Below are 20,509 nucleotides of genomic sequence, written 5' to 3' on the forward strand. Positions count from 1 at the left end.
AAAGCGGGCACCCAAGGTCGCCAACGATCGTGACCTTGGGTCCCCGCTTTCGCGGGGATGACACTGATTAAGCCTCGCGTCCTCGCGTACTCGCAGCCTTGCGTCCCCGGCTGCAAACCTCGCCCCCTTCCCACCGCGCGCGCTGCACGTTACCGCTACCATCGGGGGGATCGTAACATGCACATGAGTCCAACCGAGGTCTTTCTCCTCGCGCTGCTGATCGTCTTCACCGCGCCGTACCTCGTCTGGCGGGTCGCCCGGACCGACTACTGGGCACCCCTCGTCGTCGTCCAGATCGTCGGCGGCATCCTGCTCGGCCCCGGCGTCCTCGGCACCGCCGCCCCGTCTTATTACGCGACGATCTTCACCCCCGCGACGATCGGCTCATTGAACGGCATCGCGGCATGGGCGGTGATGATGTTCGTCTGGGTTGCTGGAATCGAGCTCGACCTCGGCGAGGCGTGGCAGCGCCGCCGCGAGACCGGGACCACGGCAGGTCTCGCGCTCGTCATGCCGTTGATCGCGGGAAGTCTCGCAGCGATCGTGATGCTCCAGTTTCCCGGCTGGCGCGGACCGGCGGGGGCGACGTGGCAGGTCGTCCTTGGCATCGGCATGGCATGCGCGGTCACCGCGTTGCCGATCCTCGTGCTGTTCCTCGAGAAGCTCGACATCCTGCGGACGCCGTTCGGCCAGCGCGTCCTGCGCTATGCGAGCCTCGACGACGTCGCGATCTGGGGCGTCCTCGCGCTGATCCTGCTCGACTGGAACCGGGTCGGGCGGCAGGCGGGATTCTTCATCGGCTTCGCGGTCGCGACGGTTGTGTTCCGCTGGATCATGGCGCGGTCGACCGAGCGGGACCGCTGGTATCTCAGCCTGATCTGGCTCGCCGGCTGCGGATTCGCCGCCGACTGGGCCGGGTTGCACTATATGGTCGGCGCCTTCCTGTCGGGCGCGGTGCTCGATGCGAAGTGGTTCGACCGCGAGGCGATCGACCGCTTCCGCCACTTCGTCCTGCTCGCGGTGATGCCGGTGTTTTTCCTGTCGACGGGCCTGAAGACGCAGTGGAACGTCGGCGGCGTATCGGTCTTCGCGGCCGCCGCGCTGTTGCTCGCAGCGTCGGTAGGAGGCAAGCTGATCGGGGTTCACATCGCCGGACGCCTGCTCAAGTGGCGGCCCGGCGAGGCGTCCATCATCGGGTGGCTGCTTCAGACCAAGGCACTGATCATGATCATCTTCGCAAACATCCTGCTCGATCGCGCGATCATCACCAACGAGATCTTCACCGCGCTGCTGCTGATGGCGCTGGGCAGCACGATGCTGACGATCCCGGTCGTGACGCCGCGGCTCGCCCGCTACTTCCGGGCGACGCCGTGACCCCGGCAAACTACATGTGGATCGGCTTGCCCTGCACCGCCATCGCCGCTTCCTTGAGCGCTTCGGAATGCGTCGGGTGGGCGTGGCAGGTGTAGGCGATGTCCTCCGACGACCCGCCAAACTCCATCACCGCCGCCGCCTCGGCGATCATCGCCCCCGCCATCGACCCGAGGATGTGGACGCCGAGGACGCGGTCGGTCGCAGCATCGGCGAGGACCTTGACGAAGCCGTCGGTCTCGCGGTTCGCCTTCGCCCGGCTGTTGGCGCTGAACGGGAACTTGCCGGATTTATACTCGACGCCCGCCGCCTTGAGTTCCTCCTCGGTCCGGCCGACCGAGGCGACTTCGGGCTGGGTATAGACCACCGCCGGGATGACCGCGTGGTTGACCAGCCCGTTGAGCCCGGCGATGTTTTCAGCGCAGGCGATGCCCTCGTCCTCGGCCTTGTGCGCGAGCATCGGCCCGGGGACGACGTCGCCGATCGCCCAGATGCCCGCGACGCTCGTCGAGAAGTCGGCGTTGATCGGCACGCGTCCGCGCTCGTCGAGCTTGAGCCCCGTCGCGGCGAGGTTGAGCCCATCGGTGTTCGGCCGCCGCCCGATCGACAGGAGGACGATGTCGGCGGCAATCTCCTCGCGCGCGCCGCCCTTCGCTGGTTCGACGACGACGATCGCCCCCGCCCCGTCGCGCCGCGCTTCGATCACCTTGGTCGCGGTCTTGAGGACCATGCCCTGCTTGACCAGCAGCTTGGCGAAGGCGATCCCGACCTCGGCGTCCATCGCGGGCACGACACGGTCGGCGTATTCGACGACGGTGACCTTCGCGCCGAGCCGCCGCCACACCGACCCCATCTCGAGCCCGATATAGCCGCCGCCGATGATCACCAAATGCTCGGGCACCTTCGGCAGCGCGAGCGCCTCGGTCGAGGTGATGAGCACTTCGCCGTCGGGGACCATGCCGGGGAGGAGCAAAACCTCCGACCCCGTCGCGATGATGAAGTTCTTCGCGGTGATGCTGCGGTCGCCAACCTTGAGCGTCTTCGCGTCAGTGAAGCTGCCCTCGCCCTTGATCCACTCGACCTTGTTCTTCTTGAACAGGAAGGCGACGCCGTCGGTCAGTTCGCGGACCGCCTTGTCCTTTTCACCCATCAATGTCGGGACATCGATATCCACGCTCGGAAAGGTGATGCCGAACTTCTTGAGGTGGCCACCGCGCGCCTCGTCGTAATATTCGGATGCGTGGAGGAGCGACTTCGACGGGATGCAGCCGACGTTGAGGCACGTGCCCCCGAGCCGGTCGCGCTTCTCGATGCACGCGGTCTTGAGCCCGAGTTGCGCGGCGCGGATCGCGGCGACATACCCCCCGGGGCCGGAGCCGATCACTACTACGTCGAAGTCGTCGGCCATGTCGTACCCTCGCTGGCGCTGCACCGCAGCAGATAGGCGGTCGGGACCCGTCGCGCTACCCCGAGGGGGAACCAACGTCGTCCGCGACCAGTTTGCCGACGATGCGCGCCCCCATCGATCTGATCACCGCCAAAGTTAACAGCTTCGTCGCCGAGTTTTTCCTGCTGCTGCCCAATATGGTCGCGGCGATCGTCTTCCTTGCGATCGCATGGTTCGTCTCTCGGCTCGTCAAATCGGCGATCGCTCGCGTCGCGGCGACGCGCGGGCGCAATGATCTCGGCAATTTGCTCGGTAGCTTGGCCAAGGGCGGAATTCAGATCATTGCAGTGCTGTTCGCGGCTGCGATCGTCTTCCCGAGCGTCAATCCCGGCGGGGTGTTCGCAACGCTCGGCGTCGGATCAGTGGCGATCGGCTTTGCTTTCAAGGATATCTTACAGAATTTGCTCGCCGGGCTGCTTCTACTCGTCAATCGCCCATATCGGCGCGGCGACCAGATCGTCGTCAAGGGGTTCGAAGGAACGGTCGAGCACATCGAAAGTCGTGCGACGCTGATCAAGACCTACGACGGCCGCCGCGTCATCATCCCGAACAGCGACGTCTATACTTCGCCGGTCGTCGTCAACACGGCGTTCCCGCACCGCCGCGACGAATATCTTATCGGGATCGGCTATGGTGATGATCCCGAGGCGACGGCGGCAACCTTCGTCGCGGCGATCGCCGCAGTCGAGGGCGTGCTGGCGGACCCCGCGCCCGACGCACTGGTGTGGGAACTCGCCGAGTCGACGGTGAACATCAAAGCCCGCTGGTGGGTCAGCTCGAAGCGGACCGATGTCGTCCACGCTCGTGCCCGCGTCATTCTCGCGATCCATAAGACGGCGACAGCGCACGGCATCGACCTGCCGTTCCCGACGACGGTCGTCCTGCTCCACGACCAGAGCGAGGAAACCGACGGCGACCGGACGAAGCAGCGCGAGGGCTGGCCCGCCGGCACCAACCCGCCGAAGCCCCGGCGCCGGACACTGCCGTCCGGAGACGCCGCTACAGATCGATCAGCAGGCGCGCCGGATCCTCGATCGCGTCCTTGACCGCGACGAGGAACGTGACCGCCTCGCGACCGTCGACGAGGCGGTGGTCGTAGCTGAGCGCGAGATACATCATCGGGCGGATGACGATCTGGCCGTCGCGGACCACGGCGCGATCCTCGATGCGGTGCATGCCGAGCACGCCCGACTGCGGGGTGTTGAGGATCGGGGTCGACATCAGCGAGCCGAAGACGCCGCCGTTGGTGATCGTGAAGGTGCCGCCCTGCATGTCGGCAATCGTCAGCTTGCCGTCGCGCGCGCGGCGGCCGAAGTCGCCGATCGCCTTTTCGATGTCGGCGAAGCTGTGCTTGTCGGCGTCCTTGAGGACCGGCACGACGAGCCCGCCCGGCGACGACACCGCGATGCCGAGGTCGGCGTAATCGCGGTAGACGATCTCATCGCCCTCGATCGCGGCGTTGACCGACGGGATGTCGCGCAGTGCGAGGACGACCGCCTTGGCGAAGAACGACATGAAGCCGAGGCGGACGCCGTGCTTCTTCTCGAACAGATCCTTGTACTTGGTCCGCGCCGCCATCACCGCGGTCATGTCGACATCGTTGAACGTCGTCAGCATCGCCGCGGTGTTCTGCGCCTCCTTCAACCGCCGCGCGATCGTCTGGCGGATGCGGGTCATGCGGACGCGCTCCTCCTTGCGCTCGGGCGCAGCAGCGGCGGCAGCCGGAGCGGCGGCGGCGGGCTTGCCGATGACCTTCGCGGTACCTGCCTCGATTGCCGCGAGAACGTCGCCCTTCGTCAGGCGGCCATCGAGGCCGGTACCGGTGATCGACGCCGGGTCGAGGTTATAGTCACCGAGCAGGCGGCGGACGGCGGGGGCGATCGCCTCCATCTCGTCATGCGCTGCCGCGGCTGGAGCCTGGGCCGGTTCGGCGGGGGCGGTCTTCGACGGCAGCGGCTCAGCGGTTGGAGCGGGCGCGTCGGCCTTGGTCTCGGGCTTGGGCGTTTCGGCCTTGCTCGGCTCGGCCTTTGCTGACGCGGTCGCGGCAGGCTTGACGCTCTCGACGACCGCCGGGGTCGGTGCCGCCATTTGCGCCGCAGCTCCTGCCCCGCTCTCGATCCGCGCGATCAGCGCGCCGACGTTGACGGTGTCGCCGACCTTGAACAACTGCTCGCCCATCGTGCCCGCGACCGGCGACGGCACTTCGACCGCGACCTTGTCGGTCTCGAGACTGACGATCGGCTCGTCGACCGCGACCGCGTCGCCGGGGGCCTTGAGCCACTCGCCGACGGTCGCCTCGGTGATCGATTCACCCAGCGCGGGGATGGTGACGTCGGTTGCCATGATCTAGTTCCAAACAATGCCGTCGAATGAGAATATGGTGCCGCGCGGCGTCACTCGGCCGCCTGGACCGACTTCAGGCCGCCGCGAATCGCGGCGGTGATTTCGCCGCGCGTCGCGCCGAGCGCCTCGGCGATCAGCTTCGCCTGCTCGGCATTATGCCGCTTGAGCAACCCGGTCGCGGTCGCCGCCGCTGCAGCACGGCCCGCATAGGCCGGGCGCTTTTCGAGCGCATCCTCGATCAGCGGCGCGACGAAGCTCCACGCCCCGGCATTGCGCGGCTCTTCCTGCGCCCAGACGACCTCTTCGAGGCCGGTAAAGCGCGCGGCATAGTCGGCGATAACGTCTGCCGGGAACGGATAGAGCTGTTCGACACGCAGGATGTAGATGTCGTCGCGGGCGTTCTTCTCGCGCGCTTCGAGCAGGTCGTAATAGACCTTGCCCGAACACAATACGAGCCGCCGGACCTGCGCGTCGGGGACCGGGTTGATGTCGTCGAGGCAGCGGTGAAAGCTCGATCCCGCCGCCATGTCGGCGAGGCTCGACACCGCGCGCTTCGCTCGTAGCAACGACTTCGGCGTCATCACGATCAACGGCTTGCGGAAATCGCGCATCATCTGGCGCCGCAGCAGGTGGAAATAATTCGCCGGCGTCGTGCAGTTCGCCACCTGCATATTGTCCTCGGCGCAGAGCTGGAGGAAGCGTTCGAGCCGCGCCGAACTATGCTCGGGCCCCTGCCCTTCGAAGCCGTGCGGCAGGAGCATGACAAGCCCCGTCGCGCGCAGCCACTTCGCCTCGCCCGCCGCGATGAACTGGTCGATCATCACCTGCGCGCCGTTGACGAAGTCGCCGAACTGGCCTTCCCACAGCACGAGCGTCTTTGGATCGGCGAGCGAATAGCCGTATTCGAAACCGAGGACGCCGAACTCGCTCAGCGGCGAGTCGAGCACCTCGAACTTCGCGTCGATCGACTTTAACGGCGTGTATTTGCTGCCGTCGACCTGGTCGACCCAGACCGAGTGGCGCTGCGAGAAGGTGCCGCGCCCCGAATCCTGTCCCGACAGGCGGACGCCATAGCCGTCCTGCAACAGCGTGCCGAACGCCAGCGCCTCGGCGGTCGCCCAGTCGATCCCCTCGCCGGTGGTGATCGTCGAAGCCTTGGCGTCGAGAATGCGGGCGAGCGTCTTGTGGACGGTGAACGCCGGGGGGACCGTAACCAGCGCGGTGCCGACGGTGCGGAGGTCGTCGGTGGCAACGCCGGTTTCGGCGGCGCGGCGTCCGGTGACTTCTTCCTTCGGCTTGCCGAGGCCCGACCAGCGGCCCTCGAACCATTCAGCCTTGTTCGCCTTGTACCCGGTCGCGGCGGCGAAATCGCCTTCGAGGCGGTTGGTGAACTGCGCGATGTTGTCGGCGACCCATGCCTCGTCGACGACATTCTCGGCGATCAGGCGCTTGGCGTACAGCTCGCTGACCGGCGGATGGTGGCCGATCGCAGCGTACATCAGCGGCTGGGTGAAGCTCGGTTCGTCGGATTCGTTGTGGCCGAAGCGGCGGTAGCACCACATGTCGATGACGACGTCGCGCTTGAACTGCTGGCGGAATTCGGTTGCGACCTTGGTGGCAAAAGTCACGGCCTCGGGGTCGTCGCCGTTGACGTGGAAGATCGGCGCCTGGACGATCTTGGCGACGTCGCTCGGGTACGGCGACGAGCGCGCGAACTGCGGGCTGGTGGTGAAGCCGATCTGGTTGTTAACGACGTAGTGGATGCACCCGCCGGTGTTGTAGCCGGTGAGGCCTGAGAAACCGAAGCACTCGGCGACGATCCCCTGCCCCGCGAACGCGGCGTCGCCGTGCATCAGGACGGGGAGGACTTCGCCATGGTCGTCGTCGCCGCGGACGGTCTGGATCGCGCGGACCTTGCCGAGGACGACGGGATCGACGGCTTCGAGGTGCGACGGGTTCGGTGTCAGCGACAGGTGGACCTTGTTGCCGTCGAACTCGCGGTCGGTCGAAGTGCCGAGGTGATACTTGACGTCGCCCGACCCACCGACGTCGTCGGGGTTCGCCGAGCCGCCGCCGAATTCATGGAAGATGACGCGGAACGGCTTCTGCATGACGTTGCCGAGCATGTTGAGCCGCCCGCGATGCGGCATGCCGAAGATGATTTCCTTGATGCCGTTCTGGCCGCCGATCTTGATGATCGACTCCATCGCCGGGATCATCGATTCACCGCCGTCGAGACCGAAGCGCTTGGTCCCGACGTATTTCTTGCCGAGGAAACGCTCGAACTGCTCGGCTTCGATCAGCTTGTTGAGGATCGCCTTCTTGCCCAGCTCGCTGAACTGGATTTCCTTATCGCGCCCTTCGATGCGCTCCTGAATGAAGCGGCGCTCCTCGACGTCGTTGATGTGCATGTATTCGACGCCGACATTGCCGCAATAGTTCGCGCGCAGGATCGAGACGAGTTCGCGGACAGTGCCGCGTTCCATGCCCAAGGCACCGCCAAGGAAGATTTCGCGGTCGAGGTCGGCCTCCTTGAAGCCATGATATTCGGGCGTCAGGTCGGCAGGCAGTTCGCGCTTGGTCAGGCCGAGCGGATCGAGGTTCGACGCGAGATGGCCGCGGACGCGATAGGTGCGGATCAGCATCATCGCGCTGATCGAGTCCTGCGCGGCCTGCTCGATCGCGGCGGCGTCGTGAGCCGGTGCATGTGCGGCCGGTGCGCTGGCCGGCGCTGCCGTTGCCGGCTTGCCGGGTGCGGGCTTCGCGGCCTTCGGCGGCAGGTCGATCCCCGATGCATCGAGCGCCAGCGTCAGCACATCGGTCGGCTGCGGCGGCCAATCGGCGCGCGCCCACGACGGCCCGGCCATGTCGCTGGCCGCGGGAATTCCGCCCTCATAGTCCATTGGTCACGTCCTCGGATTGTCGCCCGCGCGAGGGGTCATAACGGCGGGGTCACCGTATGTCACCCCGCCATGACGGAGCTTCAACCCCGCAGCAGCTCGATCAGCGTCGTGCCCAGCGCCGAGGGTGAATCGGCGACGCGGATCCCGGCGGCGCGCATCGCCTCGATCTTGTCCTCGGCCTTGCCCTTGCCGCCGGCGACGATCGCCCCGGCGTGGCCCATGCGGCGGCCCGGGGGAGCGGTGCGACCGGCGATGAAGCCGACCATCGGCTTCTTGACCTTGTTCAGGCGGATAAACTCGGCGGCGTCTTCTTCCGCAGCTCCTCCGATTTCGCCGATCATGATGATCGACGTCGTCGCGGGGTCGGCGAGGTAGAGTTCGAGGACGTCGATGAAGTCGGTGCCGTTGACCGGATCGCCGCCGATGCCGACCGCCGACGTCTGGCCGAGCCCGACCGCGGTGGTCTGGTGGACCGCCTCATAGGTCAGCGTTCCCGAGCGCGAGACGACGCCGACCGAGCCCTTCATAAAGATATTGCCGGGCATGATGCCGATCTTGCACTCGCCCGGGGTCATCACGCCGGGGCAGTTCGGCCCGATCAGCCGCGACTTCGACCCCGACAGCGCGCGCTTGACCTTGACCATGTCGAGCACCGGGATGCCCTCGGTGATGCAGACGATCAGCCCGATCTCGGCGTCGATCGCCTCGAGGATCGCGTCGGCGGCGAACGGCGGCGGGACGTAGATCACGCTGGCGTCGGCGTCGGTGCGCTCCTTCGCCTCGAGCACGGTGTCGAATACCGGCAGGTTGAGGTGGGTCGAGCCGCCCTTACCGGGAGCGACGCCGCCGACCATCTTGGTGCCGTACGCGATCGCCGCCTCGGAGTGGAACGTCCCCTGCTTGCCGGTGAAGCCCTGGCAGATGACGCGGGTGGCGGCGTTGACGAGAATGCTCATGGGATTAGGCCGCCTTCTTCACTTCGGCGACGATCTTCGCCGCTGCGTCGCCGAGATTGTCGCCGCTGATGATCGGCAGGCCGCTCTCCGCGAGGATTTTCTTGCCCAGCTCGACGTTGGTGCCTTCGAGGCGAACGACCAGCGGCACGCTCAAATTCACTTCCTTCGCCGCGGCGATGATGCCCTCGGCGATGATATCGCAGCGCATGATTCCGCCGAAGATGTTGACGAGGATGCCCTTCACGTTCGGATCGCTGAGGATGATCTTGAACGCCGCCGTCACTTTCTCGGTCGTCGCGCCACCGCCGACGTCGAGGAAGTTCGCCGGCTCGGCACCGTTGAGCTTGATGATGTCCATGGTCGCCATCGCGAGGCCGGCGCCGTTGACCATGCAGCCGATCGTGCCGTCGAGCTTGATGTAGCTGAGGTCGTACTTCGACGCCTCGACCTCGGCGGGGTCCTCCTCGGTGAAGTCGCGGAGTTCGGCGACGTCGGGGTGGCGGAACATCGCGTTGTCGTCGAAGCCGACCTTGGCATCGAGGACGAGCAATTTCCCGTCGTCGGTGACTGCGAGCGGGTTGATCTCGACCTGCGCCGCGTCGGTCGACACGAACATGTCGTACAGCTGCGCGACGACCTTCTGGCACTGCTTGCCGAGGTCGCCGGTCAGGCCGAGCGCGAAGGCGACGCTGCGCCCGTGGTGCGGCTGGATGCCGGCGGCGGGGTCGACCATGAAGGTGTGGATGCGCTCGGGCGTGTGCTCGGCGACGTGTTCGATGTCCATGCCGCCCTCGGTCGAGGCGACCAGCGCGATCTCGCTCGACTGGCGGTCGACGAGCAGCGCGAGATACAATTCGCGGGCGATGTCGACGCCGTCGGTGACATACAGGCGGTTGACCTGCTTGCCGTGCTCGCCGGTCTGGATCGTGACGAGCGTGTTTTCGAACATGTCGTTCGCCGCGGCGCGGACCTCGTCGAGCGTCTTCGCCAGCCGGACGCCGCCCTTGGCATCGGGACCGAGTTCCTTGAACTTGCCCTTGCCGCGCCCGCCAGCGTGGATCTGCGCCTTGACGACGTACAGCGGCCCGGGGAGCTTGCCGGCGGCCGCGACCGCTTCGTCGACCGACATCGCGGCATAGCCCGCCGGAATGGCGACGCCGAATTTGGCGAGGAGTTCCTTCGCCTGATATTCGTGGATGTTCATTGGCGCGGTGTTCCCCGGCAGATGCTAGACGCACCGCTCTATGGAATGCCCGTCGGCCGACCGCAAGGCGGAGCTTAACTACGCGCCGCGTCGACGGCGGTGTCCGCCTCCAGCATCCGGGTCAAGGCGTCCGCGGTTACCGGGCGGCTGAAGTGGTTGCCCTGGACGACGCGGCAGCCGAGGCCGCGCAGTATTCCCGCCTGTCCGGCAGTCTCGACCCCTTCGGCGACGATCTTCATCCCCAGGTTGCGCGCGAGCCCGATCACCGCCGCAACGATCGTCGCGTCGTCGTCATTGTCCTCGACGTTCGAGACGAAGCTGCGGTCGATCTTGATGATATCGACCGGAAACCGCTTGAGATGCGACAGCGAGGCGAAACCGGTGCCGAAGTCGTCGAGCGCGATCGCGATTCCCGCAGCGTTGAGCGCGTTCAACGTCTCCTCGACCCGCTCCGACCCGCGCCCGAGGAAGACGCTCTCGGTGACCTCGACCTGGAGATACGCCGGCGGCACGCCCGCCTCCGCAAGGGTGTTGAGCATGGCGTCGGCATAATCGACGCGGCGCAGCTCGGCTGCCGACGCGTTGATCGAGACATGGCCGACGTCGATGCCCTGGTCGATCCAGCCGCGGATGTCCTTGACGACCCGCCGGAGAATGCAGACGCCGATCCCGACGCCGAGGTCGAAATCGTCGAACGCCTCCTCGATCTCGGCGGGAAGGCGGATCTTGCCGGTGCTGTCGCGCAGCCGGGCAAGCGCCTCGCAGCCGATGATGGCTCCAGTCTCAAGGTCGAACTGTGCCTGATAATACGGAAAAATGTCGCCGCTGCGGATCGCGGCGCGGACGACGTTGAAGATCTCGACCCGCCGTTCGACATCATCGCCGAGCGCGCGCCGGTACATCCAGACAACGCTCCGTCCCGCCGCCTTCGCCCGGTACATCGCGATATCGGCGTGTTTGAGCAGGGTCTTGCTGTCCCGGCCCGCCCGCGGCGAGCACGCGACGCCGATGCTCGCGGACACGTCGAGCTGGCGCCCCTCGAACACATAAGGTTCGCGCAGCTTTTCGATGAGCTGGGCCAATCGCCGCTCGACGAGGAAGTCGCTGCCGCAGTTGGGCAGGATCAGGACAAATTCGTCGCCGCCAAGCCGCGCTGCCATCTCGTCGGGCATAAGAAAATCGTCGAGCCGCGCCGCGACGACCTTGAGGAGGGCATCGCCGGCGTCGTGGCCGTAAGCATCGTTGACCTGCTTGAAATGGTCGAGGTCGAGCAGTGCGAGGGCAACCCGGGCCGGCGGATCGCGCCCGATCTGCCTGGCCAGCAGCGCGTCGAGCTGCTTGTGAAAGTACACCCGGTTGCCGAGCCCGGTCAGCGCGTCGTGATGCGCCGACCACTGGAGCTGTGCCACACAGCGCCGCAGCTCGAGCTCGACGACGACCTGCGCCGCGAGGGCTTCGAGCATCTGCGCCTGAATTGGCGACAGTCCTTCGTCGCGCTTTTCCGTATGAAGGACACACAACGCACCAATACAATGTCCATCGGGTGTCGTCAGCGGTGCCCCCGCGTAGAAGCGTAACGACATCTCGCCAGCCACGAATGGGCTGTCGAAGAACAACGGGTCGACCGAAGCGTCCGGAACAACAAGAAGCTCGCCGCGATCCACGGTATGCGTGCAAAATGAAACTGCGCGCGGGGTTTCCGAAACCGTAACGCCAATATTCGATTTGAACCATTGGCGATCGTCGTCGACGAGGCTCACCAACGCCATCGGGGTCGAACAGATCTCGGCAGCAGCGCGACTGATCCGGTCGAACGATGCCTCAGCCGGTGTATCGAGGACATCGTACTTGTACAGTGCAGCGAGCCGCGCCTTTTCCTGCAACCTAGTAAGCGGCACAATTCCTCCGAACGTACGCGGTACGTAAAGCAACCTGTGAACTTGCAATCATCTCCCGGCCGAACGGCTGTTGGGGGTGGTCACGCAAATCCTTGAACCTAGCTATCGTACCATTCAAGACACTGGATATACGATACTGTACAAAACTCAATGGTGGAGGGATGCTTGTCACGGGCATTCAGCGTTGATTCCGCTGAACATTCACGCTGTTTATATTTTATCTACCACGAACGGACAAAAAAAAGGCGGCGTGCCGAGGCACGCCGCCATGACTATCGAAATGTGGTGTTTAGACTAGTTCAGCGAGTTGTCGATCGCGCGGCATGCAGTCAGCAACTCTTTTACCGCCTCGACCGACTTGGCAAAGTTCGCCTTTGCTTCGTCATTGAGCGCGATCTCGACGATCTTCTCGACCCCGCCCGCGCCGATCACGCACGGCACGCCGACGTAAAGGTCGTTGACGCCGTACTGGCCGGTCAAATTCACCGCGCACGGGATGACGCGCTTCTGGTCGTAAAGATACGCTTCAGCCATTGCGATGCCGCTGGTGGCGGGGGCGTAATAGGCGCTGCCGGTCTTGAGCAAAGCGACGATCTCGCCGCCGCCAGCGCGGGTGCGGGCGACGATCGCGTCGATGCGCTCCTTGGTCGACCAGCCCATCTCGATCAGCGCCGGGATCGGAATGCCGGCGACGGTCGAATATTCGATCACCGGGACCATCGTGTCGCCGTGGCCGCCGAGGACGAAGGCGGTGACGTCCTGCACGCTGACCTTGAACTCGTCGGCGAGGAAGTGACGGAAGCGGCTCGAGTCGAGGACGCCCGCCATGCCGACGACCATGTGGTGCGGCAGCTTCGAGAATTCACGCAGCGCCCAGACCATCGCATCGAGCGGGTTGGTGATGCAGATGACGAACGCGCCCGGAGCATTGGCGGCGATGCCCTCGCCGACCGCCTTCATCACCTTGAGATTGATGCCGAGCAGGTCGTCGCGGCTCATCCCCGGCTTGCGGGCGATCCCGGCGGTGACGATGATGACGTCGGCGCCGGCGATGTCGGTATAGTCGTTGGTGCCCTTGAGGACGGCGTCGAAGCCCTCGACCGGACCGCACTGCGCGAGGTCGAGCGCCTTGCCCTGCGGCACGCCATCGACGACGTCGAACAGGACGACGTCGCCAAGGCCCTTGGCGGCGGCGAGGTGCGCGAGCGTCCCGCCGATATTGCCGGCGCCGATGAGGGCGATCTTGTTGCGGGCCATGTTGGTTCCTCGTCGGTGGGCGCGGGCGCGGCCCGCTGGAGACGGCGTCGGCTTAGTCGCTCGCTTGGTTACTCGCAACCGCCGTCGTCTCGCGGACCCAGACCATGCGGCCGACGCGGGTCTCGGCGGTGCCATCGGGGTTTGGCATCCGCGCCGGGGCGGTCGACAGTTCGAGCCTGTCACCGTCGACGGTATAGCTGCGCGCCTGCTCGGTGCCGACCCACGGCGCGATCGACGCGACATCGACCGCGGTGATGAAGCTGCCGGGCGACGGCACGCGGTAGTGTCCCGAATAGGCGATGAGCGGCGCGCCCGCGTCGCCGACCGCTTGGCCGGTGATCAGCGCCGACATGCGGCCGTCGGCGAGAACGATGAGCACCCCCGACGGGGCGGAGCCGAACGGTTCGGTCCGCTCGCCGGTGTTCCGGTCCTCGACCTGATGCGAGCGCAGCAGCCACGTTCCGATCAAGGCGTCGTCGGTCATTCTGTCCTCCCCTGCTGCGTTCCGGTCGTCGTCAGGCTTCGGTCCCATGGCCCAGTGCAAGGTAATCAGCCGACTGCATTTCCTGCAAGCGCGACACCGTCCGCTCGAATTCGAACGCACCGTCGCCTGCCGGGTACAGTTCCCGCGGGGCCGCATCAGCGGCGATCAGCAGCTTGACGCGGTGTTCATACAACTCGTCGATCAGCGTGACGAAGCGTGCCGCCTCGTTGCGGTTTGCCGGTCCCATCACCGGCACGCCGACGAGGATCACCGTGTGGAACCGCCGCGCGACCGCGAGATGATCTGCCGCGCCGAGCGCCGCGCGGCACAGGCGGGTGAACGAGAATACCGCGACGCCCTTGATCGCCTTGGGCACGAACAATGTCCGCCCGCCGGGCACCGCGATCGTTTCCGATGGAACGCGGATCCGGTCCTCGACGGGGAAGTCGGTCAGGCGAAAGAAGGCGGCGCTGAGCGCGGCGGTCGCCTCGGGGCCGTTCGGGACGTAATAGGTCGGCGCGCCGCCGAGCCGGTCGAGGCGGTAATCGACCGGGCCGTTCAACGGCACGATGTCGAGCCGCTCCTCGAGCAGCGCGATGAACGGCAGGAAAAGCTGGCGGTTGAGGCCGTCCTTGTACAGGTCCGACGGTGGCCGGTTCGACGTCGCGACGATCGTCGTCCCCGCCTCGAACAATGCCGTGAACAGCCGCGACAGGATCGCCGCGTCGGCGACGTCGCGGACCTGCATCTCGTCGAAGCACAGCAACCGCGCACTCGCCGCGACCGCCGCAGCGACGACCGGGATCGGGTCGTCGCCCGAATGCTGGCGATGGGTGTGGATCGCGGAGTGGACCTCGATCATGAACTCGTGGAAGTGAACACGGCGGCGCGGCTCGGTCGTCGCGTGCGCGAAGAACAGGTCCATCAGCATCGACTTGCCGCGCCCGACCCCGCCCCACAGATAGATGCCGCGCAACGCCTCGGCCTTCGCCCCGAACAGCCGTCCGATCAGCCCGCGCTTCGGCTCGACCGCGAGCGCGCGGCGCAGGCGATACAGCTTTTCCGCCGCCGCCGCCTGATCGGGATCGGGCTGGAGTTCGCCCGCCGCAACCAGTTGCCGGTAAGCGGTGTTCAGCGCGCCCGCGGGGACGGCCGTCACGATGCCGTCGGAACGACCGGACGCCGAGTGATCTTGCGCATCGTGCCGGTGAACGAACAGACGTTGTCGCCGCCCTGCGTTACCAGCCCGCGGACGAAAAACATCTTGCCGGTTTCCTTGAGCACCTCGCCGTGCGCCTCGATCGGCTCGCCGACAATACCGGCGGTTAGGAAATCGGTCGCGCAACTCAACGTCACTGCCCCTTCCCCCTTCGAAAAGCGCGGGCGGATGATCGCGAACATCGCCATGTCGACGAAGGACATCAGGAAGCCGCCGTGGAGGAAACCATGGCCATTCGAGTGGCTGCGGTCGGTGTCCATCTTGGTCTCCACGCCGTTCGCGGTGACGCGGAAATACATCTGGCCGAGGAGATCGTGGAAGCGCCCATCGGGCTTGCCGATCCACGGCACCCAGCCATCGGCGTCGGGGGCGGGGTAATTTGTTTCGCTCATGCGGCGGTGGTTAGCGGGGGCTTGGCGGGTGAGCAAGCGGGGCCGCGGCAAAGCCGTGTCCTTCGTCGGACGAGTTCGGCGGCTTGATGCCGCCGCCTCGCCGCCCGGAGCCGCGCGAGTCAGCGCCTAAGTCAATCTTCGCGAAAGTGCGAAGCTCGCCTTAGGCTCGGCCGCTAAACGGCTCTCTCGACCATCATCTTCTTGATCTCCGCGATCGCCTTTGCCGGGTTCAACCCCTTGGGGCAGACGTTGGCGCAGTTCATGATCGTATGGCAGCGGTACAGCCGGAACGGATCCTCAAGGGCATCGAGCCGCTCGCCGGTCATCTCGTCGCGGCTATCGACCAGCCAGCGATACGCCTGCAACAGGATCGCCGGCCCGAGGAACTTGTCGCTGTTCCACCAATAGCTCGGGCACGCGGTCGAGCAGCACGCGCACAGGATGCATTCGTAAAGCCCGTCGATCTTCGAGCGGTCCTCGACCGTCTGGATGCGCTCGCCGTCAGCGGGGGCGGGCGTAACGGTCTGGAGCCACGGCTTGATCGAGGCATATTGCGCGTAGAAGTGCTTGAAATCGGGGACGAGGTCCTTGACGACGTCCATGTGCGGCAGCGGCGTGATGCGGATCTCGCCCTTGATGTCCTCGATCGCCTGGGTGCACGCGAGCGTGTTGGTCCCATCGATGTTCATCGAGCACGATCCGCAGATGCCCTCGCGGCACGACCGGCGGAAGGTCAGCGTCGGGTCGACCTCGGCCTTGATCCGGATCAGCGCGTCGAGGACCATCGGCCCGGTCGTATCGAGATCGAGCTCATAGGTGTCGTAGCGCGGGTTCGCCCCGTCGTCGGGGTTCCAGCGATAGATCTTGAACGCCTTGGTGTGCGTCGCCCCGGCGGGCGCAGGATAGCGCTTGCCGTCGTTGCGGATGCGCGAGTTCGTCGGAAGGGAAAATTCGGCCATGCTTCGGTCCTGTCTTGCCCGGCGGGCATAGGGGGTTGCGCGGCGAGGCTCAACCCGCATCTCGTCGCACCGCCGCTTGTGCGAAAAGGGTATAGATATTATACCGTGACGTGTTCGAATATGATCCTGCGAAAAGCGTGACCAACGCCGCGAAGCACGGGATCGATTTCGAGGAAGCGCAGGCGATCTGGAGCGACCAGAACCGCGTTGAGACCGGAGGTGCATTTCATGGCGACGAACAGCGAAGCCGCGTCATCGGCCAAATCGCAGGGAAATGCTGGACGGCGATCATCACCCGCCGCGGCGAACGCATCCGCCTCATCTCAGTCAGACGCGCCCGCGACGACGAAGCCCGCTTCTATCTCGGTTGAAGAGTTCGACCGGAAGTTCGACGACGGCGAAGACATCAGCGAATATCTCGACTTCACCACTACCCGCCGCCCCGGCCTCGACCCAAAGCGCGTCAACGTCGATTTCCCCTCATGGATGGTCTTCAGCCTCGATCGGGAGGCGAAAAAGCGCGGCGTGACGCGGCAGGCGCTGATCAAGATGTGGCTCGCGGACCGGCTCGAGGCGGCGAAATAGCGCCGTTGCAAGCCGCCGGTTCTTTAGCACCTCCAAGCTAATCTGCGCCGCCGCTGCGGTTGTTCGCTTCGATGTGATTGCTACATCGATACGGCGACACAACGAAGGAAATACCATGACCGATCGGCTTGCCGGCAAGACCGCCCTCGTCACCGGAGGATCGCGCGGCATTGGCGCGGCGATCGCGAAACGCCTCGCAGCCGACGGGGCCGATGTCGTCATCACCTTCGCCGGCAACCACGAAGCCGCCGCGGCGACCGTCGCGGCGATTACCGCATCGGGCCGCAAGGGCGAGGCGATCCAGGCCGACGGCGGCGATCCGGTCGCGGTCAAGGCGGCGGTCGAGCAGGCCGCAGCGACGCTCGGCGGCATCGACATCCTGATCCACAATGCCGGCACGTTCGAGGCCGCCCCCCTCGGTTCGACCGAAGACGCGAGCTACCGCAAGCAGTTTGGGCTCAACGTCGACGGCGTCTATTTCGGTACGACCGCGGCGTTCCCGCACCTGCGCGACGGCGGCCGGATCATCATCATCGGCAGCGTCAACGGCCACACATCGCCCTTCCCCGGCGTCGCGGTCTATGGCGCGACCAAGGCGGCGGTCGCGGGCCTCGCCCGCGGCTGGGCGGTCGACCTCGCCCCGCGCAACATCCTCGTCAACGTCGTCCAGCCCGGCCCGATCGACACCGATCTCAACCCGGCGACCGGCGACTTCGCCACGCTGCTGACGTCACTGACGCCGCTCAAGCGCTACGGCACCGCCGAAGAAGTCGCCAACCTGACCGCGTTTCTCGCCAGCGACGAGTCGAGCTACATCACCGGCACGACGATCGACATCGACGGCGGCTTCTCGATCTGACGATGCTGGGGCGCGGGTTTAGTAAACCCGCGCCTTCGGCTTGATGTACGCAATCTCGTCGCTCAGCGTGTAGCTGTGCACCGGCCGCGTATCCAGCCGCACTCCGCCATCCCTGAACCAGCCGAGTGAGTGCTTCATCCAGCTGTCGTCGTCGCGCTTGGGGAAGTCCTCGTGCATGTGCGCGCCGCGGCTTTCGTGGCGGTTCGCGGCCATGTGCATCGTCAGGACGGCCTGGCCGATCATGTTGTCGAGTTCGAGCGTCTCGATCAGGTCGGTGTTGAACACCATACTGCGGTCGGCGATGCCGATGTCGGCCATCTGCTGGTAGACCGCGTCGATCTTGCGCTGGCCTTCTTCAAGCACTTCCGACGTGCGGAACACGCCCGCGTTGGCCTGCATCGTCTTCTGCATCGCCAGCCGCACCGCCGCCGTCGGCGATCCGCCCTTGCTGAAGCGGTAGCCGTCTAGGCGGCCAAGCGCGAAGTCGGCGCTGTCCTTGGGCAGCGGGCTATGCGTCGTGAACGGCTTGATCGTCGCGCCGACGCGGTGCGCGGTGGCACGGCCGAAGACGACGAGGTCGATCAGGCTGTTCGAGCCCAAGCGGTTGGCGCCGTGCACCGAGACGCACGCCGCTTCGCCGACCGCGAACAGGCCGGGGACGACCGAGTCCGGGTCGCCGTCCTTCAGCGTGACAACTTCGCCGTGATAGTTCGTCGGGATGCCGCCCATGTTGTAATGGACCGTCGGGGTGACCGGGATCGGCTCCTTGGTGACGTCGACCCCGGCGAAGATCTTCGCGGTTTCGCTGATCCCGGGCAGGCGCTCGTGGAGGACCGCCGGGTCGATGTGGTTGAGGTGGAGGTTGATGTGATCGCCCTCGGCACCGACGCCGCGGCCTTCACGGATTTCCATCGCCATCGAACGGCTGACGACGTCGCGGCTGGCGAGGTCCTTCGCCGACGGAGCATAGCGCTCCATGAAGCGCTCACCCTGCGCATTGGTCAGGTAACCGCCCTCGCCGCGCGCGCCCTCGGTGATGAGGACCCCCGCGCCGTAGATGCCGGTCGGGTGGAACTGGACGAACTCCATGTCCTGCATCGGCACGCCGGCACGGATCGCCATGCCGCCGCCGTCGCCGGTCGAGGTGTGCGCCGATGTCGCCGAGAAATAGCAGCGGCCATAGCCGCCGGTCGCCAGCACAACGCTGTGCGAGCGGAAACGGTGGATGCTGCCGTCTTCCATGTTGAGCGCGATGACGCCCTTGCACTCGCCGTCGACCATGATCAGGTCGATCGCGAAATACTCGATGTAGAAGTCGGTGTCGTGCTTGAGGCTCTGTTGATACAGCGCGTGGAGCATCGCGTGGCCGGTGCGGTCGGCAGCCGCGCAGGTGCGCTGTGCCGGGGGTCCGTCGCCCATGTTCTGCGTCATGCCGCCGAACGCGCGCTGGTAGATCTTGCCTTCCTCGGTCCGGCTGAACGGCACGCCGAAGTGTTCGAGCTCGTAGACCGCCTTGGGAGCTTCGCGGCACAGATATTCTATGGCGTCCTGGTCGCCGAGCCAGTCCGACCCCTTGACGGTGTCGTACATGTGCCACTGCCAGTGGTCGGGCCCCATGTTGCCGAGCGATGCGGCAATGCCGCCCTGCGCCGCGACGGTGTGCGACCGCGTCGGGAAGACCTTGGTGATGCACGCGACCTTGAGCCCGGTTTCGGCGATGCCCATCGCCGCGCGGAGGCCCGAGCCGCCTGCGCCGACGACGACCGCGTCGTAGGTGTGATCGATGATCTTATACGCTTCGGCCATAAACTACGCTCCTAGCGCGATCTTCAGCACCGCGAACACGGCCGCGGCCGCACCCCCGAGTGCGTAGAAATTAAGGGCCAGCAGCGCGAGCAGCTTGGTCCCTTCGTTGTGCAGATAGTCCTCGATGAATACCTGCACGCCCAACCTAAAATGATAGAAGACCGAAACGATGAGAAGGAGCATCGGTATCGCAGCGACAGGCTGCCGCAGCCACAGCACCACACTGGCGTAATCGAGCCCCGGCATCCGGACGAGACTGATGACGAACCACAGCAGCAGCGCGATGTTGGCGATCGCAGTCACGCGCTGCTGCCACCAATGGCCGACGCCGCTTTTTGCTGCGCCGAGTCCGCGGACCCGGCCGATCTCGGTTCCCGTTCCCATTCTCAGATGCCCTTGGTGAAGTAGATCGCGGCCCAGGTCAGCAGGGTCAGAACGAGCGAGCCGACGATCGTCATGGTCGCGAAGGTCTGGCTGGTGTGGACCTCGAGCGCCGCGCCGGTGTCCATCACAAGGTGGCGGATACCGCTCATCATGTGCTGGAAGAACACCCACGTCAGCCCGACGCCGACGAGGATACCGAACCAGCCGGTCGCGACGCCGTAGAAGGTCGCGTACGCCGCCGGGCCGGTCGCGGCGGCGACAAGCCACCACAGGAACAGCACGACCGCGCCGAACGCCATCGCATTGCCGGTCGCACGATGCAGGATCGACACCGTCATGTTGACCCGCCACCGCCAGATCGACAGGTGCGGGGAGAGCGGACGGCTGGGTCCGGGAGCGCGCGGGCGGGTGGCTGAGGCCATTAGTTCCTCGGGAGTCTTTG

The 20,509-nt window shown here is 65.8% G+C and carries 19 protein-coding genes; 5 read left to right on the top strand and 14 right to left on the bottom strand.

Going from position 1 to position 20,509, the window contains the following annotated elements:
* Positions 1-183: 183 nt before the first annotated feature.
* Positions 184-1,374, top strand: coding sequence for a cation:proton antiporter (locus KTC28_RS15340; protein WP_216708177.1), 1,191 nt, complete (start codon positions 184-186; stop codon positions 1,372-1,374).
* A gap of 10 nt (positions 1,375-1,384) precedes the next feature.
* Here the strand turns inward: KTC28_RS15340 and lpdA are convergent, their stop codons facing one another.
* A complete protein-coding gene (gene lpdA / locus KTC28_RS15345; protein WP_216708002.1) occupies positions 1,385-2,779 on the bottom strand; it encodes a dihydrolipoyl dehydrogenase in 1,395 nt (464 codons plus the stop codon).
* Positions 2,780-2,880: 101 nt separating this feature from the next.
* On the opposite strand from lpdA, the gene KTC28_RS15350 reads away from it, so the two are divergent.
* Positions 2,881-3,864 (top strand): mechanosensitive ion channel family protein, encoded by a 984-nt coding sequence (locus KTC28_RS15350; protein ID WP_216708003.1) that lies wholly within the window; start codon positions 2,881-2,883, stop codon positions 3,862-3,864.
* On the opposite strand, the gene odhB is transcribed toward KTC28_RS15350, so the two are convergent.
* From odhB to KTC28_RS15400, 10 genes are all read right to left on the bottom strand, one after another.
* Positions 3,818-5,161: a 2-oxoglutarate dehydrogenase complex dihydrolipoyllysine-residue succinyltransferase gene (odhB, locus tag KTC28_RS15355; protein ID WP_216708004.1), complete on the bottom strand. Its 1,344-nt coding sequence runs from the start codon at positions 5,159-5,161 to the stop codon at positions 3,818-3,820. The genes KTC28_RS15350 and odhB overlap by 47 nt on opposite strands.
* A 50-nt stretch (positions 5,162-5,211) precedes the next feature.
* A complete protein-coding gene (locus KTC28_RS15360) occupies positions 5,212-8,064 on the bottom strand; it encodes a 2-oxoglutarate dehydrogenase E1 component (RefSeq protein ID WP_216708005.1) in 2,853 nt (950 codons plus the stop codon).
* An 80-nt stretch (positions 8,065-8,144) separates the two neighbouring features.
* Positions 8,145-9,020, bottom strand: a complete 876-nt coding sequence (gene sucD, locus KTC28_RS15365) for a succinate--CoA ligase subunit alpha (protein WP_216708006.1) — start codon at positions 9,018-9,020, stop codon at positions 8,145-8,147.
* A gap of 4 nt (positions 9,021-9,024) precedes the next feature.
* Complete coding sequence (sucC, locus tag KTC28_RS15370) at positions 9,025-10,224, bottom strand: ADP-forming succinate--CoA ligase subunit beta (protein ID WP_216708007.1); 1,200 nt, start codon at positions 10,222-10,224, stop codon at positions 9,025-9,027.
* 74 nt (positions 10,225-10,298) lie between these two features.
* The gene (locus tag KTC28_RS15375) at positions 10,299-12,122 is read right to left on the bottom strand and encodes a putative bifunctional diguanylate cyclase/phosphodiesterase (protein ID WP_216708008.1); all 1,824 of its coding nucleotides are present in this window, start codon (positions 12,120-12,122) and stop codon (positions 10,299-10,301) included.
* Between the two features lie 294 nt (positions 12,123-12,416).
* A complete protein-coding gene (gene mdh, locus KTC28_RS15380) occupies positions 12,417-13,379 on the bottom strand; it encodes a malate dehydrogenase (protein ID WP_216708009.1) in 963 nt (320 codons plus the stop codon).
* Between the two features lie 52 nt (positions 13,380-13,431).
* Positions 13,432-13,863: a lipocalin-like domain-containing protein gene (locus KTC28_RS15385; protein ID WP_216708010.1), complete on the bottom strand. Its 432-nt coding sequence runs from the start codon at positions 13,861-13,863 to the stop codon at positions 13,432-13,434.
* 31 nt (positions 13,864-13,894) lie between these two features.
* Positions 13,895-15,022 (bottom strand): cell division protein ZapE, encoded by a 1,128-nt coding sequence (gene zapE / locus KTC28_RS15390; protein ID WP_255602074.1) that lies wholly within the window; start codon positions 15,020-15,022, stop codon positions 13,895-13,897.
* The gene (locus KTC28_RS15395) at positions 15,019-15,474 is read right to left on the bottom strand and encodes a PaaI family thioesterase (RefSeq protein ID WP_216708011.1); all 456 of its coding nucleotides are present in this window, start codon (positions 15,472-15,474) and stop codon (positions 15,019-15,021) included. Before KTC28_RS15395 ends, zapE begins: the two co-directional genes overlap by 4 nt.
* Before the next feature lie 173 nt (positions 15,475-15,647).
* Positions 15,648-16,433 carry a succinate dehydrogenase iron-sulfur subunit gene (locus KTC28_RS15400; protein WP_216708012.1) on the bottom strand — a complete coding sequence of 262 codons (786 nt, stop codon included), beginning with the start codon at positions 16,431-16,433 and terminating at the stop codon, positions 15,648-15,650.
* A gap of 137 nt (positions 16,434-16,570) precedes the next feature.
* On the opposite strand from KTC28_RS15400, the gene KTC28_RS23305 reads away from it, so the two are divergent.
* From KTC28_RS23305 to KTC28_RS15410, 3 genes are all read left to right on the top strand, one after another.
* Positions 16,571-16,804, top strand: a complete 234-nt coding sequence (locus KTC28_RS23305) for a BrnT family toxin (protein ID WP_369426556.1) — start codon at positions 16,571-16,573, stop codon at positions 16,802-16,804.
* A 34-nt stretch (positions 16,805-16,838) separates the two neighbouring features.
* Positions 16,839-17,018, top strand: coding sequence for a type II toxin-antitoxin system BrnA family antitoxin (brnA, locus tag KTC28_RS23310; RefSeq protein WP_369426592.1), 180 nt, complete (start codon positions 16,839-16,841; stop codon positions 17,016-17,018).
* A gap of 115 nt (positions 17,019-17,133) precedes the next feature.
* Complete coding sequence (locus KTC28_RS15410; protein ID WP_216708014.1) at positions 17,134-17,877, top strand: SDR family NAD(P)-dependent oxidoreductase; 744 nt, start codon at positions 17,134-17,136, stop codon at positions 17,875-17,877.
* Positions 17,878-17,895: 18 nt separating this feature from the next.
* Here the strand turns inward: KTC28_RS15410 and sdhA are convergent, their stop codons facing one another.
* Genes sdhA through sdhC form a run of 3 tightly spaced genes read right to left on the bottom strand, consistent with a single transcriptional unit; the run spans position 17,896 to position 20,489 of the window.
* The gene (gene sdhA / locus KTC28_RS15415) at positions 17,896-19,683 is read right to left on the bottom strand and encodes a succinate dehydrogenase flavoprotein subunit (RefSeq protein WP_216708015.1); all 1,788 of its coding nucleotides are present in this window, start codon (positions 19,681-19,683) and stop codon (positions 17,896-17,898) included.
* Between the two features lie 3 nt (positions 19,684-19,686).
* A complete protein-coding gene (sdhD, locus tag KTC28_RS15420) occupies positions 19,687-20,067 on the bottom strand; it encodes a succinate dehydrogenase, hydrophobic membrane anchor protein (protein WP_216708016.1) in 381 nt (126 codons plus the stop codon).
* Positions 20,068-20,069: 2 nt separating this feature from the next.
* A complete protein-coding gene (gene sdhC, locus KTC28_RS15425; RefSeq protein ID WP_216708017.1) occupies positions 20,070-20,489 on the bottom strand; it encodes a succinate dehydrogenase, cytochrome b556 subunit in 420 nt (139 codons plus the stop codon).
* Positions 20,490-20,509: the final 20 nt, after the last annotated feature.

Origin of the sequence: Polymorphobacter megasporae (genome assembly GCF_018982885.2) — a bacterium.
GTDB lineage: Bacteria > Pseudomonadota > Alphaproteobacteria > Sphingomonadales > Sphingomonadaceae > Polymorphobacter_B > Polymorphobacter_B megasporae.

Excerpts from the sequence above, each read along its gene's own strand:
- KTC28_RS15340 (WP_216708177.1), top strand. The coding sequence starts at position 184 with ATGAGTCCAACCGAGGTCTTTCTCCTCGCGCTGCTGATCGTCTTCACC.
- lpdA (WP_216708002.1), bottom strand. The coding sequence starts at position 2,779 with ATGGCCGACGACTTCGACGTAGTAGTGATCGGCTCCGGCCCCGGGGGG.
- KTC28_RS15350 (WP_216708003.1), top strand. The coding sequence starts at position 2,881 with ATGCGCGCCCCCATCGATCTGATCACCGCCAAAGTTAACAGCTTCGTC.
- odhB (WP_216708004.1), bottom strand. The coding sequence starts at position 5,161 with ATGGCAACCGACGTCACCATCCCCGCGCTGGGTGAATCGATCACCGAG.
- KTC28_RS15360 (WP_216708005.1), bottom strand. The coding sequence starts at position 8,064 with ATGGACTATGAGGGCGGAATTCCCGCGGCCAGCGACATGGCCGGGCCG.
- sucD (WP_216708006.1), bottom strand. The coding sequence starts at position 9,020 with ATGAGCATTCTCGTCAACGCCGCCACCCGCGTCATCTGCCAGGGCTTC.
- sucC (WP_216708007.1), bottom strand. The coding sequence starts at position 10,224 with ATGAACATCCACGAATATCAGGCGAAGGAACTCCTCGCCAAATTCGGC.
- mdh (WP_216708009.1), bottom strand. The coding sequence starts at position 13,379 with ATGGCCCGCAACAAGATCGCCCTCATCGGCGCCGGCAATATCGGCGGG.
- KTC28_RS15385 (WP_216708010.1), bottom strand. The coding sequence starts at position 13,863 with ATGACCGACGACGCCTTGATCGGAACGTGGCTGCTGCGCTCGCATCAG.
- KTC28_RS15395 (WP_216708011.1), bottom strand. The coding sequence starts at position 15,474 with ATGAGCGAAACAAATTACCCCGCCCCCGACGCCGATGGCTGGGTGCCG.
- KTC28_RS15400 (WP_216708012.1), bottom strand. The coding sequence starts at position 16,433 with ATGGCCGAATTTTCCCTTCCGACGAACTCGCGCATCCGCAACGACGGC.
- KTC28_RS15410 (WP_216708014.1), top strand. The coding sequence starts at position 17,134 with ATGACCGATCGGCTTGCCGGCAAGACCGCCCTCGTCACCGGAGGATCG.
- sdhA (WP_216708015.1), bottom strand. The coding sequence starts at position 19,683 with ATGGCCGAAGCGTATAAGATCATCGATCACACCTACGACGCGGTCGTC.
- sdhD (WP_216708016.1), bottom strand. The coding sequence starts at position 20,067 with ATGGGAACGGGAACCGAGATCGGCCGGGTCCGCGGACTCGGCGCAGCA.
- sdhC (WP_216708017.1), bottom strand. The coding sequence starts at position 20,489 with ATGGCCTCAGCCACCCGCCCGCGCGCTCCCGGACCCAGCCGTCCGCTC.